This window comes from Streptomyces sp. NPDC023481, from assembly GCF_055560195.1.
In genome coordinates this window covers 328,927-344,687 of the sequence record NZ_JBVHJE010000002.1, presented here as the reverse complement: position 1 = coordinate 344,687, position 15,761 = coordinate 328,927, and the positions used below count along the sequence as shown (strand labels likewise).

Here is a 15,761-nt window from a genome sequence, read left to right as displayed (position 1 = left end):
CGCCACCTCTCCAAGGAACGCATGAACAACGCAGTGAACGACGGGGTCTGGTCCGGCAGCTGGGTCGCCGAGCGACTCGGGGTCGGGCTCGTGGGCGACGACACCCTGCCGGGGCTGCTCGGGCTCGCCCTGCGCCGCAACCCCAAGCGGGCCCACCTGCTGGTCTCGAACGTCCTCGGCAAGCACGTGCCGCAGTCCCCGGCCGTGGTCTACGACCACGGGGTGCGGCTGGGCCGCCGGGTCGCCGCCCTGCTCGGCGAGGCCCGGACGGCGGCCGCCGTCGTCCTCGGCTACGCGGAGACCGCGACGGGACTGGGGCACGCGGTGGCCGACGGCCTCGGCGCGGCGCCGTACCTGCACTCCACGCGGCGGCCGGTGCCCGGGGTCGCCCCCGCCGGCGGGTTCGAGGAGTCGCACTCCCACGCCACGTCCCACCTGCTGCTCCCCGAGGATCCCGGGCTGCTGGCCGGGGACGGGCCGCTCGTGCTGGTGGACGACGAGTTCTCCACCGGCAACACCGTGCTCAACACCATCCGCGCCCTGCACGAGCGGTACCCGCGCGAGCGGTACGTGGTGGTGGCGCTGGTCGACATGCGGTCGGCCGAGGACGCCGGCCGGCTGGAACGGTTCGCGCGGGAGATCGGCGCGCGGGTGGATCTCGTCGCCGCCGCCTGTGGGACCGTACGGCTGCCCGAGGGGGTGCTGGAGAAGGGGCGGGAACTGGTGGCCCGCCACGAGTCCGCCGGGACCGAACCGGCCGGGGACGCGCACGCGCGAGCCCGCCGGGTCGACCTGCGCTGGCCGCCCGGGCTGCCCGACGGCGGCCGGCACGGCTTCACCCCCGCCCACCGGGCCCGCCTCGAAGCGGCCCTGCCCGCCATGGCCGGGCGGCTGCGCGACGCCCTGCCCGCCGGCGCCCGCCGCGTCCTCGTCCTCGGCTTCGAGGAGCTGATGTACGCCCCGCTGCGGCTCGCCCGCGAGCTGGAGCGGGACACGGACGCCGAGGTGCGGTTCTCCACCACCACCCGCTCGCCGGTCCTCGCGGTGGACGACCCCGGCTACGCGATCCGCACCCGCCTGGTCTTCCCCGCCCACGACGACCCGGCCGACGGCCCCGGCGAGCGGTACGCGTACAACGTGGCCGGCGCCGGCTTCGACGCCGTCGTCGCCGTGGTCGACTCCGTCGCCGACACCCCCGCCCTGCACGCGCCCGACGGCCTGCTGGCCCGCCTCGCCGCGCACGTCCCGCACGTCCTGCTCGCGGTCGTACCCTCGTACGTCCCGGGCACTGTCGAAAGGCCGGTCATGCCGCCCGAGCCCCTCCGTGGCCCCGCGTTCTCCTCGTACGCCCCGCAGGAGGTCGGCTGGCTGCTCCAGGACCTGTCCGACGTGCCCCTGGAGGCGCCGACCGAGGAGCGGGAGGAGGCCGTCCAGAGCGGCGGCGCGCACTACGCCGAGTCGCTGCCGGTGGAGTACCAGCCCAGCGAGCGCTACCAGGAGCTGTTCCACACGGCGCTCGACGCGTCGGCCGCCCGGCTCGCCCAGGCCGTCGGCGTGGTCACCGAGACCGTCATCGCCGAGCGGTCGCCCCGCCCGGTGCTGGTCTCCCTGGCCCGCGCGGGCACCCCGGTGGGGATCCTGATGCGCCGCTGGGCGCAGTTCCGGCACGGACTGGAGCTCGACCACTACGCCGTGTCGATCGTGCGCGGCCGGGGCATCGACGCCAACGCGCTGCGCTGGCTCGCCGCCCACCACGACCCCCGGGACGTCGTCTTCGTCGACGGCTGGACCGGCAAGGGCGCGATCAGCCGCGAACTCGCCGAGGCCGTCGAGCAGTTCGAGACCGCCGAGGGCGTCACCGGGTTCGACCCGGAGATCGCCGTCCTCGCCGACCCCGGCTCCTGCGTGCGCACCTACGGCACCCGCGAGGACTTCCTCATCCCCTCCGCCTGCCTCAACTCCACCGTCTCCGGCCTGATCTCGCGCACGGTCCTGCGCGCCGACCTGGTCGGCCCGCGCGACTTCCACGGCGCCAAGTTCTACCGCGAACTCGCCGGCGCGGACGTCTCCGTGGCCTTCCTCGACGCCGTCTCCGCCCGCTTCCCGGAGGTCGCCGACGCCGTGGACGGCGCGGTGAAGGAGCTGCTCGCCACGGACCGCACCCCGACCTGGGCCGGCTGGCGGGCGGTCGAGCGGATCAGCGAGGAGTACGGCATCCACGACGTCAACCTGGTCAAGCCGGGCGTCGGCGAGACCACCCGGGTGCTGCTGCGCCGGGTGCCGTGGAAGATCCTGGCGCGGGCGGGGGCCGGCGCCGACCTGGACCACGTGCGGCTGCTCGCCGAGCAGCGCGGGGTGCCGGTCGAGGAGGTCGGCGACCTGCCGTACTCCTGCGTCGGCCTGATCCACCCCCGCTACACCCGGGGCGCCACGGGCGCCGACGGCAGGGCGGTGAACGTCTGATGCCGGTGCTGGTGGCGAGCGACCTCGACCGTACGCTGATCTACTCCTCGGCGGCCCTCGCGCTGACCATGCCCGACGCACGGGCGCCCCGGCTGCTGTGCGTGGAGGTGCACGAGTCCAGGCCGCTGTCCTACATGACGGAGACCGCGGCCCGGCTGCTGACCGACCTCGGGGACGCGGCCGTGTTCGTGCCGACGACGACCCGGACGCGCAAGCAGTACCAGCGCATCAACCTGCCGGGCCCGCCGCCTGCCTACGCGATCTGCGCCAACGGCGGGCACCTGCTGGTCGACGGGGTCACCGACGCCGACTGGCACGCGCGCGTGCAGGCGCGGCTCGCCGCCGAGTGCGCGCCGCTGGCGGAGGTCGGCGAGCACCTGCTGCGCTCCGCCGACCCCGTGTGGGTGCGCAAGCACCGGACCGCCGAGGACCTGTTCGCCTACCTGGTGGTCGAGCGCGAGCTGCTGCCCGCTGACTGGGTGAAGGAGCTGGCGGTGTGGGCGGAGAACCGCGGCTGGACGGTGTCCCTGCAGGGCCGCAAGCTCTACGCCGTACCGAAGCCGCTCACCAAGAGCGCGGCCGTCCGCGAGGTCGCCCGGCGCACCGGCGCGGAACTGACGCTGGCCGCCGGCGACTCCCTGCTCGACGCCGACCTGCTGCTCGCCGCCGATCGCGGCTGGCGCCCGGCCCACGGCGAACTGGCCGACGCCGGCTGGACGGCCCCGGGCATCGGCGCGCTGCCGGAGCGGGGCGTCCTGGCGGGCGAGCGGATCCTGCGGGAGTTCCTGACCGCGGCCCGGCAGCCGGCCTAGGTCCGTTCTTTCGGATCAGGCCGGCTCGGGGCGACGGCGTTACCCGCAGCACCCCCCGCCGCAGCAGCCGCCCCCGCCGCCCGCGCCGGCCCTCGGCGCGGGCGCGGACGTGGTGTTCGACACGCCGCCCACGGCCACGGTCGACAGCAGCTTCACCGTGTCGTCGTGGCCGGCGGGGCAACTCGCGGGGGCGGCGGACTGAGCCATCGGACGGCTGAGTTCGAAGGTGTCGCCGCAGGTCCGGCAGCGGTACTCGTAGCGAGGCATGCGCCCAGGTTAGCCGCCGCGGCCCGGCCGGCGGCGTCTCAATGTTTCATGAGTGTTGCTTTCCATCCGGCACATGTGCAGGGCATTCGAAAACGTTACTGATAATTTGTGAACGCCGTTGCGAGGATGCTCAGCTCACCCGCGCGAGCGAGATCTAGTGCGGAGGGAGACGCAGGCGTGACGAATGCGTCGCAGGGGGAGGACGGCTCCATGGGGGGTGGCCGGAGCGAGAAGCCTTCGGGCGCCGACGAGACCCTGCATCTGAGAGTCGACGCCCTCAGGGCGGACGAGACCATGCAGCTGCGCGTCCCACCGCCACCGGAGCCGGCCGCTCCGGGCGGCAGCCGGGCCGAGCGCCGGCGCAGCGCGCGCTCCGCCGGACGGGAGCAGACCGCGAGCGCGGCCGCGCAGGCGGTCGGCCGCCTGCTGGGCCCACTGGCGCCCTACGCGCGCCGTGCGGCCCCGTACGCGCGCCGCCTGAAGCCGGTCTACCCGCGCCCCGGCCGCGCCGGCTGGCGCCGCTGGATACCCTCCTGGCGCCAGTGGATCGGCGCCGTCCTGACCTCCGTCGGCCTGGTGAGCGCGTTCCTCGTCACCGCGTACGCCATGACCGACATACCGGACAACCTCAACTCGTACGCCACCCAGCAGGACAACGTCTACTTCTGGTCCGACGGCACGCCCATGGCCCGGACCGGCTGGGTGCAACGGCAGGCGATGCCGCTGAAGGACATACCCCCGGACGTCCGCTGGGCGGTGCTCGCGGCCGAGAACGAGAGCTTCTACTCGGACCCGGGCATATCCGCCAAGGGCATCACCCGCGCGGTGTTCCGCACCCTCGGCCAGGGGGACACCGAGGGCGGATCGACCATCACCCAGCAATACGTGAAAAACGTTTATCTCACCCAGAACCAGACGATCAGCCGCAAATTCACCGAAGCGATGATCTCCCTCAAGCTCGACAACAAAATGAGCAAGGACCAGATCCTCGAGGGCTATCTCAACACCAGCTGGTTCGGCCGCGGCAGCTACGGCATCCAGCGCGCCGCCCAGGCCTACTACGGCAAGGACGTCGGCAAGCTCAACGCCTCCGAGGCGGCCATGCTCGCCGGACTCCTCAAGGGCGCGGGCCTGTACGACCCCACCCTCGGCAAGGCCAACCACGCGCGGGCCGTCGAACGCTGGTCGTGGATCCTCGACCGCATGGTCAAGATCGGCAAGCTGTCGCCGCAGGAACGGGCCAAGTACACCAGGTTCCCCGAGCCGCTGAAGAGCAACCCGCTGTACAACACCGGCGCGCAGAGCGACTACCTGGTGGAGCTGGCCGCCCAGTACGCCAAGAAGTCCGGGCACCTGACGGACAAGCAGTTCGACCTCGGCGGCTACCAGATCTACACGACCTTCGACCGCAAACGAGAGAAGGCGCTCACCGACGCCGTCACCAAGGCCCGCAAACAGGCCGGCCGGGACAACCCGGCGGCGGCCCGTGACGGCCACTACGGCGCCGCCTCCGTGACCCCGGACGGCAGGATCCTCGCCGTCTACGGCGGCCCCGACCACCGCAAGCAGGGCTACAACGAGTCCAACGCGACCACCGTCCCGGCCGGCACCGCGTTCACCCCGTTCGTCTACGCCGCCGGACTCGAACACGGCGTCCACAAGACCCGCGGCGGACCCGCCACCCCCGTCACCCCGGACAGCGTCTACGACGGCGACGACGGCGTGCCCGTCACCACGCCCGAGGGGCCGTACTGGGACCGCAGCGGCAAGAAGGTCGCCGCGCACAACGACGGCGGGAAGTCGTACGGGCAGATCACCCTGCGCGAGGCGCTCGCCAGGTCGGTGAACACGCCGTTCATGCAACTCGGCATGGACACCGGCCTGGAGAAGGTGCGCCAGACCGCCGAGGCGTCCGGACTGCTGTCCTCCAGCATCGGCCCCCAGGTACCGGCCCTGTCCCTGGGCAACTCCACGCCCAGCGCGATCCGCATGGCCAGCGGCTACGCCACCTTCGCCGCCGGCGGCACCCACACCGAGCCGTACTCGGTGCGCCGGATCACCCGCAACGGCTCCCCCGTCCCGCTGGCCACCCCGCGCCCCAAGCGCGCGATCGGCCAGAAGGTGGCCGAGGAGGTCACCGACGCGCTCACCGACTCCTACCGCACCGCCCACCCGGAAGCGGCCGGCCGGACGGGGGTGTCCGGCAAGGCCGGCACCACCGACAAGGACACCGCCGCCTGGTACGTCGGCACGGCCGACTCCGTCTCCACCGCGATCGTCGTCTACCGGATCGACCTGACCAGCTCCCTGGAGCCACTGCCGCTCAAGGGCCTGGCCGGCACATCCGCCCACAGCGTCCCGTATGCCCTCTGGTCGGCAGCGACGGGCCTCGGCTGAGCCCGTGAACCCTCCCCTCCCGCAGAATGAGCCGCGCATGCCCAGCAAGATCTCGTCCTCGGGCCGCCGTCGAGCCCCCCGCCGCAGTGCGCCCCGTGCCACCCGGCCACAGGTCCTGACGCTGGCCGCCCTCCTCGTCGTGGCCTCGCTGGTGGCCGGGTTCCTGGCGCTGTCCGGCACGGACAGCAGCGGCACCCCGGCCGCCGCCGCCGGCAAGAAGCCCACCACCGCGCCCAGCACCAGCCCCACCCCGCAGTGGGACGGCAGGACCCAGGTCCTCGGCGACGGCTCCACCTCCTACACGGGCCCCCAGAAAAGCCAGTTGAAGCCCGTCCCGCTCAAGCCCGGTGAGAAGCCACCCCAGTTCGTGGTCTTCTCCTGGGACGGCGCCCTGGAGGGCAGCGACCACCTCTTCTCGCACTACCGGGAGCTGGCCGAGCAGTACAACGCCCACATGACCTTCTTCCTCACCGGCATCTACCTGCTGCCCAAGAGCAAGAAGTCCATGTACCACGGCCCCATGCACTCCCCGGGCGACGCCGCGATCGACTACGCCACCGACGACCACATCCGCACCACCCTGGAACAGCTCGGCAAGGCCTACGAGGACGGCAACGAGGTCGGCACCCACTTCAACGGCCACTTCTGCGGCGCCAAGGGCGGCGGCGACTGGAGCGTCGAGGAGTGGAAGAGCGAGATCGACCAGTTCTACTCCTTCGTGGAGCACTGGAAGACCAACACCGGCTTCCGGGACATCCCGCCGCTGCCCTTCGACTTCAAGAAGGAGGTCACCGGCGGCCGGGCACCCTGCCTGGAGGGCCAGCCGAACCTGCTGAAGGCCATCAAGAGCTACGGCTGGCGCTACGACGCCAGCTCCCCGGGCGACTTCCAGATATGGCCCGCCAAGAAGAACGGCATATGGGACTTCCCGTTGCAGATGCTGCCGTACGAGAGCGGCAAGTACCAGGGCCTGTCCATGGACTTCAACTTCCTGTACAACCAGTCCGGCGGCGAGACCCAGGGCGACCCGGCCAAGTTCCCGCAGTGGGAACAGCAGACCGTCGACTCCTACATGGCCGGCTTCAACCGCGTCTACTACGGCAGCCGGGCCCCGCTGTTCATCGGCAACCACTTCGAGGACTGGAACGGCGGCATCTACATGAAGTCCATCGACCAGGTGGTGAAGAACGTCTGCACCAAGAAGGGCGTCAAGTGCGTGTCCTTCAGGGAACTCGCCGACTGGCTCGACGTGCAGAAACCGCAGACCCTCGCCGCCCTGCGCAGCCTCGACCCCGCCCAGTCGCCCGACTGGTCCACCGTCGTCAAGTGACCCGTGGACCGGCCCGTCACCCCGCGCGCGGTCCCCGCGTCAAGTACGCGGCGGAGGTTCCACTTGTGCAACCCCCTTCACATCCGACGCTCCCGCCGTGGCAAGATGCCCTCGCCCGGTAGGTGTACCGGCGTAGAGGGGATCATCATTGAAATCTAGAAGACTGAGCCGTGGGCGCCGCCGTACGGCCATAGTGACCGCCGCGGCCGCCTCGGTGGTCGCCGGCGTGGCCCTGGTGCCCAACTGGAGCGCGGGCGCCGCCGTCACCGACGACCCGACGGTGGACGCGGCCACCAAGGCCACCTTCCAGCGGCTGGCCGACGCGGTCTTCACCGACCGCACGCAGGCCCTCGTGAACGGCGCCGACGCGGCCGACACCCGCCACGCGTCCGGCTTCTCCGGCTCCGTGCGGCTGTCCGGCGGGCAGACCCGCGAGGAGAAGTCCGCCCTGGACACGCTCCGCCAGCGCCGCAGCCGGCTCGCCCGGCTCGGCGAGACCTACGGCGCGGGCAGCACCAAGGTCACGCTCGACGCCACCCGGGTCACGGGCCGCAGCGCCAAGGTCGACGTCACCGAGACGACGACGCTGGCCTACGCCAAGGCCCCCACCAAGGGCCCGAAGTCCACCGGCTTCCAGGCCCACCACGAGCTGACCTTCAAGGCCGACCGCCACGGCACCTGGCAGCTCACCGGGATCCAGGACACCGACGACGGCTACCTCGCGGTCAACCAGGTCGCCAAGCCCGCCGTCGCGTCGGTCAAGACCCCCGCGGACGACGGCCCGCCGTCGGCGGCCCGCTCCGCCACCACCTGGCCCGCGCCCGCCAACGCCAAGAACTTCTCCGCGACCGGCTACGACTACAACGCCATGGTCGCCTACGCGCAGAAGTACTGGAACAACTACAACAAGGACTACCCGGACTTCAACGGGCAGGGCGCGGGCGGCGACTGCACCAACTTCGTCAGCCAGGTCCTGAAGGCCGGCGGCTGGAAGCACGTCCCCGGCTACACGAACGACTTCCACAAGTGGTTCGGCAACGCGGACATCCAGTCCGACTCCTTCGTCGGCGTCAACGAGTTCTCCTGGTTCGCCCTGTCCTCCAAGCGGGTCACCAGCCTGGCCAACGTCTACCAGATGGACATCGGTGACGTGCTCCAGATGGACTTCAACAAGGACGGGTCCAAGGACCACTCGATGATCGTCACCGCCCGGGACCGCCGGGGCGTGCCGTACGTCAGCTACCACTCGACCAACACCTTCAACAGGTCGGTGGCCAGCCTCGTCGCCTCGTACCCGAACGCGGCGTTCTACGCCTACAGGACCTGACCCGGTCCCGGCTGCCGCGGGCCCTGCCGCCTCTCGACCTCCCGCTGCTCCTGTCGCACCGGCTCCTCCGGCCGCGTGCGCTGCTCCTGCGGGGTGACCTCGGGGTGGCGGGCCCGCCAGTACGGGTTGTCGTGCGGCAGGGCATGGCCGACCCGGCCGTACATGCCGAACGTCATCAGCAGCAGACCCACGATGAAGCTGAAGAACACGTTCTGGATTTTGAACGCGAGGAAGTTGCTCGTCGTGTCCAGCAGGCCGAGGAACAGGAAGCCGTTCAGCAGGAACAGCACGCCCAGGACCATGTTCAGGGTCGACGCGAAGTTCCCGCCGATCACCATGCCGGCCAGCAGCACCACGCCGATGCAGATCGACAGCACACTCAGCGCGCCGTTGCTGTTCAGCCCGGCCACCGTGTCACCGCCGATGCTGAAGAAACCGATGTGGTTGATCAGCCCCAGGATGCCGAAGACCACCAGGAACGCGCCTATCAGACCCGCGCCGATCCGGTAGACCAGGTTCAGCCGGTGGTCGACGGGCAGGTGGTCGTCCAGCCGCATCCGTGGCCGGTCGTTCCTCGAACGCACTGCGTGTGTGGCCATGTCCGCCTCCTCGGGCGCTAGCGGAGGCCATCCGTCCTCTTAATATCCGCTGCCCCGCACCACCCGGCAACACGCACGTCAGTGCCCGCCGCCGCGCTCCTCGCGGATCTGCGCCACCACCCGCGCCACGGCCCCGCGCACCCCTTCCGTCTCGGTCAGGAAGTGCCAGAAGTCCGGGTGCCGCCCCTCCAGCGCGCCGATCGCCCGCTCCAGCCGGGCGACCGCCTCGTCCAGCGGCCGGGCATGCCGCGGATCGGGCGTCGTACGGCCCGTCATGGCCAGCCGCTGGGCGTCCCGGATCGCGAACCGGGTCCGCTCGATCTCGGCCTGCGGATCCTTCTGCACCGCGTTCAGCCTGCTCAGCCGGTCACCCGCGGCCGACACCGCCTCGTCCGTCGCGTTCAGCAGCGCCCGCACCGTCGACAGCAGCGAGGTCGCGTCCGCCCACCGCTGGGCCTCCCGCGCCGCCTGCGCCTCGCGCAGCTTCACCCCGGCCTGCCGCACGTTCTCCCCGGCCTGCGCGGGCACCTGCTGCAGATCCTGCCAGCACGCGGCGGCGAACCGGCGGCGCAGCTCGCTCAGCACCGGCTCCACCTGCCCGGCCCGCGTGGTCAGCGCCTCCGCCCGGGTACGCAGGCTGACCAGCCGGTGGTCGATCTCGGCCGCCCGCTCCGGCAACCGCTCCGCCTCGGCCGCGATCGCCCCGGCCTCCCGCTGCACCCGCTCGGCCCGCTCCAGCGTCGCCTGCACCCCGTGCCGCCCGGCACCCTGGTTCAGCTTCGTCAGCTCCGGCGACAGGGCCGCCAGCCGCGCGGCCAGCTCATCGGCCCGCAGCCGCTTCTCCCGTACGGCGTCCAGGGCGTTGCTCGCCGCCAGCAGCGCCTGCCGGGCCCGCTCCACGGCGGGCGCCAGCCGGGCCAGCTGCGTCTCCGCCTTGCCCAGCAGCGGCCCCAGCGAGTCACCGAACCGCTCCAGCTCCCGCCGGACCGCCACCAACTCGTCCCTGGCCGCGGTCAGCTCCGCCCGCGCCCGGCCGGCGGCACCGGCCTCCAGGTCGTCCCGGTCCAGGTCATGGGCGTCGACGGCCTGGATGTACCGCCGGCTGGCCTCGTCGATCCGGCCGCCCAGCGCCTCGAAGTCGGACACGGCACGCCGGGCGGCGGGGGAGTCGTCCACCGCCGCGATGGTCTCGACGGAGATCCGCAGCTCCCGCTGCGCGGTGTCCAGTTCGTAGAACGCCGAAGCCGCCGCGTCCTTCGCCGCCTGCGCCTCGGCCCGCTGCCCCTCCGCCCGGCCACCGAACCAGCGCCGGGTCCCACCCCCGGCGAACGCGCCGGGCAGCACCAGCACGGCCAGCAGGGGCAGCCCGACCAGGGTCAGCACGTCCCGCAACGGCGCACCCCCACGCCGCCCCCGCACGGCGGACGACGACGGATCCAGCTGCATCACTGACGTGCCCGGTGTCGCCGCCACATCCCTCTCCCGTGCCCTGGTCCACGCTGGGTGGTGCCATTCTCCCACCCGGTGAAGACGAGGACACGGGGTGGTCAGTTCGGTGGGAGGGGGCGTGACTTTCCGCCCGCGGCACCGGTGACCTCGGTCCCCGCCGTTCTCCGGCGCTTTTACGGTTTGCAGCACAGCCGCCCGGGCAAGGTAGGCTGTCGACCTGTTCCGGGTGCGTAGCTCAGGGGTAGAGCGCCTGCCTTACAAGCAGGATGTCGGCGGTTCGAAACCGTCCGCGCCCACCGGGTCGGCCCCTCGGAGATGTCTCCGGGGGGCCTTTTCCGTGTGCTCAGGCCTGGTCCGGGTCGTGGGCGTGTTTCAGGCGGGTGCGGGCGTCCACGCGGTCCGCCGTCGCCACCTCGGCCCAGAAGCGGTGGGTCGTGACGAACACCGCGAGTTCGTGCTCGCGGCGCCGCAGCTTCTCCACCTCGGCCTGTTCGTCCTCCGTCCAGCCCGGGGACGCGGGCCGCTCCACCTTGCGCCAGCCGGTGTCGTCGCTGAATCCGTCCATCGGCTCGACCGACCAGGGCAGCCGCTTCAGCAGGGCCGACAGCTCGGCCCGGACCTGATGCAGCTCCTCCTGACCGGCGAGGAGGTCACTGGGGAATTCATAGGTCGTAGCCACGCGGCAATGCTACGCCTGTTCGATTTTAGGTGGCGAGTGTGGACGGCTGTGGCGCCGGATTCGCGGGCCGTTTTCCGCAACGTAGGCCCGCTCCCCTCGCCTCCTGCCCGAGACCTCCCGGCGGGCGCCGGCCCGGCCGGGGTTCAGCCGGACGGACGGCCGGCCGCCCGCAGCTCCCGTACCAGCCGCTCCGTCACGGGTGCCGCCACCCCGTGCCGCTCGGCCGCGCGCAGCAACGCCCCGCCGATCGCGTCGAGTTCGAGGGGGCGGCCCGCCTCGGCGTCCCGCTGCATGGAGGACTTGGCGGCGTCCGGGAAGGCGTCGTACCGCGCCAGGGCCTGGGCGGGGTCCGCGGGGGCGCCGCAGGCCCGGCTGACCGCGGCGGTCTCGGCGACCATGGCCTCCAGCTCGCCCCGGTACCGGGTGCGGGCCGTGCCGATCGGGACGCCGTACCGGGTGGTGACCAGGGCGAACGGTGCGAGGAAGGCCATCTTGGCCCACAGGACCGCCGTCTCGTCCCCGGCCGCGCGGGCGGTCGTACCGGATGCCGAGAGGTGACCGGCCAGCGCGTCGAGGCGGGCGCGGGGTACGGCGTCCCCGGCCAGGTCGATCTCGGTGAACGGGCTGCCGTGTTCGATCACGCCCGGGGCGACCCGGGTGGACTCCGCGCGGATCACGGCCGGGGCGACCCGGTCGGGACGGTAGCGGGCGCGGAGGGCCGCGGGGTGTTCGACACCGTTCAGGAGCGGGACGAGCAGCGCGTCGCCGAGGGCGGCGGCCGGGACCCGGGTGAGCGCGGCGTCGAGCGCGGTGTGCTTCACGGTGACCAGGCAGGCGTCCACCGGTTCGCGCAGCTCGGTGTCCGCGTCGACGGCCGCCGTGAAGTCGCCGAACTGCCGGCTGCGGACCGTGATGCCGCCACGGCGCAGGGTGCCGGCCGCGTCCTCGCCGGCCAGGCAGATCACGCGGTGACCGGAGCGGGACAGCAGGGCGGCGAGCAGGCCGCCGATGCCGCCGGGGCCGAGGACGGCCACGGTGAGCGGGTGTGTCATGGAGTTGTTCCCCTCGATGGTCGGCCCCGGCTGTCGGTGGCCGCCTGGGCAGCGATCTTCGCAGGGCGCGACGGGCTGCGCCAGACTGGGCACATGTGCCGAAGCATCAAGACGCTGCGCCCGCCCGTCCTGCCCGGTGAGGCCACGGACGAGGACATCCACGCGGCCGCGTTGCAGTACGTACGCAAGGTTTCGGGCTTCCGTGCCCCCGCCGCCCACAACCGCGAGGCCTTCGACCGGGCGGTGGCCGCGGTGGCCGAGGCCACGGCGGAGCTGCTCGGGGGGCTGGAGGTGCGCGGGCGGTCGGTCAGGGGGGCGGAGTAGGCGACTGCCGGGGCGCGGGACCGCCCTGGACCTGCGTCAGCTGTATGTTGAACTTGCAAGCATTGATTAGGTTCCCCTAACCTGGGTCTCCGTTCGGTACCGCCGCCCCCACGACCGGCCTGTCCCCGGCCGGCCCGACCGACACCGAAGAGGAGACCTCCTCCATGTCCGCACGTCTCAACTCCGCTCAGCCGTACGCGATCGGGCTCTTCCGCATAGTCTTCGGCCTGCTCTTCGCCGTGCACGGCACCGCCTCCCTGTTCGGCGCCCCGGGCACCGAGAGCGGCACCGTCTCCGCCGGCACCTGGCCCGGCTGGTACGCGGCCGTGATCCAGCTCGTCGCCGGCGTCCTGGTGCTGCTCGGCCTCGGCACCCGCGGGGCCGCGCTGATCGCGTCCGGCTCGATGGCGTACGCCTACTTCGACGTCCACCAGCAGGCCGCCCTGTGGCCCATCCAGAACGGCGGCGAGCTGTCCGTGCTGTTCTGCTGGGGCTTCCTCCTCCTGGTCTTCACCGGCTCCGGCGCCTTCGGCGTGGACCGGCTCCTCGGCCGGCGCGCCGCGGCCGACGGCGAGCCCGCGGCGGAGCGCGACCCGCTGACGGTCTGACCCGCGGTCCGCGGGAGCGGGACGCCACCGTGTGAACCCCCTGTGATCGCCCCGCGAACCCCCCGCGAAACTCCTGTCACACCCCCGGCGTACGCTGTATGGCTGTCTACGGGGGAGTGACAGGAGTCGTGGTGTTGGAAAGCGTGGGGTCGCTGACGGCCGGGCCATGGATCTATGCCGTGGTGGGCCTGTCGGTCCTGCTCGACGTGTTCCTGCCGGTGCTCCCGAGCGGTGTCCTCGTCATCACGGCCGCCATGGCGGCGGCGGCCGGCACCGGTGCGGCGGCGGGCGGGGTCCCGCACGGGGTGCCGGACATCCTGGCCCTGATCCTGTCCGCGGCGACCGCCTCCGTCCTCGGCGACCTGGTGGCCTACCGGCTCGCCTGGCGCGCCGGGGAACGCCTGGACCGGGCGATAGCCCGCTCCAGGCGCCTCACCACCGCGCAGGAACGTCTCGGCGAGGCCCTCGCCCGGGGCGGCGGCGCGCTGGTGGTCCTCGCCCGCTTCGCCCCCGCCGGCCGCTCGGTCGTGTCTTTCTGCGCGGGCGCCGCCCACCGCCGCGCCCGCGACTTCGTGCCCTGGTCGGCCCTGGCCGGCCTGTCCTGGGCCGCCTACAGCACGGCCCTCGGCTACTACGGCGCCCAGTGGCTCGGCGCCACCTGGCTGTCCACGGGCGTCTCCCTGGCCGCACTGGTCGGCGCGGGAGCGGCGGCGGGCTTCCTGGTGCGCCGGCGCCCGGTCGCCTGAACGGCCGGGGACGAGCACGGGGCCGGTCCGCGGCGCCGGAGGATCCGGAGGAGAGGGCCCGGCCCGATCACTCAGCAGCTCGCCAGGTCCTTCGTCAGCGCGCTCTTCTCGGCCGAGTCGACCGACAGGTTGTAGTAGTACTTCACCTGCACCCACGCCCGTACGTACGTGCACAGGTACGCCGACCGCGACGGCACCCAGGTCGCCGGGTCCTGGTCGCCCTTGGCCTGGTTGACGTTGTCGGTGACGGCGATCAGCTGCGGCCGGGTCAGGTCGTTGGCGAAGGCCTGCCGCTGCGCGGTGGTCCACTTGCTCGCCCCGGAGTCCCAGGCCTCGGCCAGCGGGACGAGGTGGTCGATGTCGAGGTCGGACGCGGCGGTCCAGGTGGCGCCGTCGTAGGGGGAGTACCAGCTGCCGCTGGTCGCGGCGCAGGAGGAGTCGGTGACGACGTTGGAGCCGTCCCGCTTGAGGACCGTCTCGCGGGTGTTGCAGGCGCCGCTGATGGTGATCCAGTGCGGGAAGAGGCTGCGGTCGTAGCCGGTGCGGTCCTCGGTGGCCACGGTGAGCTGGGAGAGGTAGCCGCGGGCGGTGGCGCCGCTGACCGGCGTGGGGAGGGCGGCGGAGGCGCTCGGGGAGTTGAACAGGGCGACGGAGGCGATGAGGCCGGTGAGGGCCGCGAGTATGCCGGTCCGTCGACGCGCGTAGAACCTGGGCATGCGTGAACTCCCTTGTGGGGTCGGGGTGTTGGAGCGCGAGCGAGGGAATGCTCGCGGTGCCGGGTTGCCGGGGGATGAGCGCTCGGTAAGAAGTTAGTGATGTGCGCATGTCACGACAAGGTTGACGGCGGAACTTTCACATCCCGTACGATGGGAGGCGCAGAAGGGGAGTAGCTCTTCGCCGGACCGTCGACATACTGCTCAGCGAGCCTGAGCCGGCGCCCGGAGGCGGACCGCGTTCCAGCGGGGCCCGCCAGCGAGACCTTCGGCAAGCAGTGCACGCCCGTGCCCCCCGCACGGGCGCCCAGTGCGCTGCCGTGCCGAGGTGTCATCGCGTGACGTACCACACTCTCGGCGGGCAGCCCCGACCGATTGAGGGACCTTGATCAGCATTACCGTGACGGCGCTCGTCTTCGGCGTCATCTTCCTCGCCGAACTGCCGGACAAGACCGCGCTCGCCGGCCTCGTCCTCGGCACCCGCTACCGCGCCTCGTACGTCTTCGCGGGCGTCGCCGCCGCCTTCCTGCTGCACGCCGTGCTCGCCGTCGCGGCCGGCAGTGTGCTGACCCTGCTCCCGCAGCAGATCGTGCACGCCCTCACCGGTGTCCTCTTCCTCGGCGGTGCCGCGGTGCTGCTGCTGAAGAAGGACGAGGACGAGGACGAGATCAGGAAGCCCGCCGACCAGTCCTTCTGGAAGGTCGCCGGTACGGGCTTCATGCTCATCCTGGTCGCCGAGTTCGGCGATCTCACCCAGATCATGACGGCCAACCTGGCCGCCCGCTACGACGACCCGATCTCCGTCGGCCTCGGCGCGGTGCTGGGCCTGTGGGCCGTGGCCGGTCTCGGCATCGTCGGCGGAAAGGCCCTGATGAAGCGGGTGCCGCTGCGGCTGATCACGCAGATCGCGGCACTGCTGATGCTGGGGCTCGGCGTGTGGAGCCTGTGGGAGGCCGTGGCCGGCTGAGCGTCGGGCCGAGCTGCCGCCCGAGCTC

Annotated in this window: 15 protein-coding genes and 1 tRNA gene; 10 read left to right on the top strand and 6 right to left on the bottom strand. The window is 72.3% G+C overall.

The annotated features are described in order from the left end of the window. Positions 1 to 21: 21 nt before the first annotated feature. Complete coding sequence (locus ACZ3ZD_RS05755) at positions 22 to 2,463, top strand: phosphoribosyltransferase (protein WP_467393902.1); 2,442 nt, start codon at positions 22 to 24, stop codon at positions 2,461 to 2,463. After that, positions 2,463 to 3,275 (top strand): HAD family hydrolase, encoded by an 813-nt coding sequence (locus tag ACZ3ZD_RS05750; protein ID WP_467393900.1) that lies wholly within the window; start codon positions 2,463 to 2,465, stop codon positions 3,273 to 3,275. Before ACZ3ZD_RS05755 ends, ACZ3ZD_RS05750 begins: the two co-directional genes overlap by 1 nt. A gap of 39 nt (positions 3,276 to 3,314) precedes the next feature. On the opposite strand, the gene ACZ3ZD_RS05745 is transcribed toward ACZ3ZD_RS05750, so the two are convergent. Continuing rightward, positions 3,315 to 3,542, bottom strand: coding sequence for an FmdB family zinc ribbon protein (locus ACZ3ZD_RS05745; RefSeq protein WP_467393898.1), 228 nt, complete (start codon positions 3,540 to 3,542; stop codon positions 3,315 to 3,317). A 177-nt stretch (positions 3,543 to 3,719) separates the two neighbouring features. Between ACZ3ZD_RS05745 and ACZ3ZD_RS05740 the strand changes: the two genes are divergently transcribed. From ACZ3ZD_RS05740 to ACZ3ZD_RS05730, 3 genes are all read left to right on the top strand, one after another. Beyond that, positions 3,720 to 5,939 carry a transglycosylase domain-containing protein gene (locus ACZ3ZD_RS05740; protein ID WP_467393896.1) on the top strand — a complete coding sequence of 740 codons (2,220 nt, stop codon included), beginning with the start codon at positions 3,720 to 3,722 and terminating at the stop codon, positions 5,937 to 5,939. A gap of 37 nt (positions 5,940 to 5,976) precedes the next feature. Continuing rightward, positions 5,977 to 7,269, top strand: a complete 1,293-nt coding sequence (locus tag ACZ3ZD_RS05735; protein WP_467393894.1) for a polysaccharide deacetylase family protein — start codon at positions 5,977 to 5,979, stop codon at positions 7,267 to 7,269. A 226-nt stretch (positions 7,270 to 7,495) separates the two neighbouring features. Further along, positions 7,496 to 8,596 carry an amidase domain-containing protein gene (locus ACZ3ZD_RS05730; protein ID WP_467394551.1) on the top strand — a complete coding sequence of 367 codons (1,101 nt, stop codon included), beginning with the start codon at positions 7,496 to 7,498 and terminating at the stop codon, positions 8,594 to 8,596. On the opposite strand, the gene ACZ3ZD_RS05725 is transcribed toward ACZ3ZD_RS05730, so the two are convergent. Next, complete coding sequence (locus ACZ3ZD_RS05725) at positions 8,584 to 9,195, bottom strand: DUF4383 domain-containing protein (RefSeq protein ID WP_467393892.1); 612 nt, start codon at positions 9,193 to 9,195, stop codon at positions 8,584 to 8,586. The two genes, ACZ3ZD_RS05730 and ACZ3ZD_RS05725, sit on opposite strands and share 13 nt — an antisense overlap. A gap of 78 nt (positions 9,196 to 9,273) precedes the next feature. Beyond that, a complete protein-coding gene (locus ACZ3ZD_RS05720; protein WP_467394549.1) occupies positions 9,274 to 10,641 on the bottom strand; it encodes a hypothetical protein in 1,368 nt (455 codons plus the stop codon). Positions 10,642 to 10,868: 227 nt separating this feature from the next. Here ACZ3ZD_RS05720 and ACZ3ZD_RS05715 point away from each other — a divergent pair. Continuing rightward, a tRNA-Val gene (locus ACZ3ZD_RS05715) sits at positions 10,869 to 10,940 on the top strand. Positions 10,941 to 10,987: 47 nt separating this feature from the next. Here the strand turns inward: ACZ3ZD_RS05715 and ACZ3ZD_RS05710 are convergent. Next, complete coding sequence (locus ACZ3ZD_RS05710) at positions 10,988 to 11,323, bottom strand: hypothetical protein (RefSeq protein ID WP_467393890.1); 336 nt, start codon at positions 11,321 to 11,323, stop codon at positions 10,988 to 10,990. 143 nt (positions 11,324 to 11,466) lie between these two features. Then, positions 11,467 to 12,375, bottom strand: a complete 909-nt coding sequence (locus ACZ3ZD_RS05705) for a ketopantoate reductase family protein (protein ID WP_467393888.1) — start codon at positions 12,373 to 12,375, stop codon at positions 11,467 to 11,469. 93 nt (positions 12,376 to 12,468) lie between these two features. Here ACZ3ZD_RS05705 and ACZ3ZD_RS05700 point away from each other — a divergent pair, with 93 nt between their 5' ends. From ACZ3ZD_RS05700 to ACZ3ZD_RS05690, 3 genes are all read left to right on the top strand, one after another. After that, entirely contained in the window at positions 12,469 to 12,699 is a 231-nt protein-coding gene (locus ACZ3ZD_RS05700; protein ID WP_467393886.1) for a DUF2277 domain-containing protein, read from the top strand. Positions 12,700 to 12,863: 164 nt separating this feature from the next. Further along, entirely contained in the window at positions 12,864 to 13,307 is a 444-nt protein-coding gene (locus ACZ3ZD_RS05695; RefSeq protein ID WP_467393884.1) for a DoxX family protein, read from the top strand. 131 nt (positions 13,308 to 13,438) lie between these two features. Continuing rightward, a complete protein-coding gene (locus ACZ3ZD_RS05690) occupies positions 13,439 to 14,053 on the top strand; it encodes a DedA family protein (protein ID WP_467393882.1) in 615 nt (204 codons plus the stop codon). Between the two features lie 71 nt (positions 14,054 to 14,124). Here ACZ3ZD_RS05690 and ACZ3ZD_RS05685 read toward each other — a convergent pair whose 3' ends face one another. Then, on the bottom strand, positions 14,125 to 14,769 hold the full coding sequence (locus ACZ3ZD_RS05685) for an HNH endonuclease family protein (protein ID WP_467393879.1): 645 nt from the start codon (positions 14,767 to 14,769) through the stop codon (positions 14,125 to 14,127). A gap of 382 nt (positions 14,770 to 15,151) precedes the next feature. On the opposite strand from ACZ3ZD_RS05685, the gene ACZ3ZD_RS05680 reads away from it, so the two are divergent. After that, on the top strand, positions 15,152 to 15,733 hold the full coding sequence (locus ACZ3ZD_RS05680) for a TMEM165/GDT1 family protein (RefSeq protein WP_467393877.1): 582 nt from the start codon (positions 15,152 to 15,154) through the stop codon (positions 15,731 to 15,733). Positions 15,734 to 15,761 lie beyond the last annotated feature (28 nt).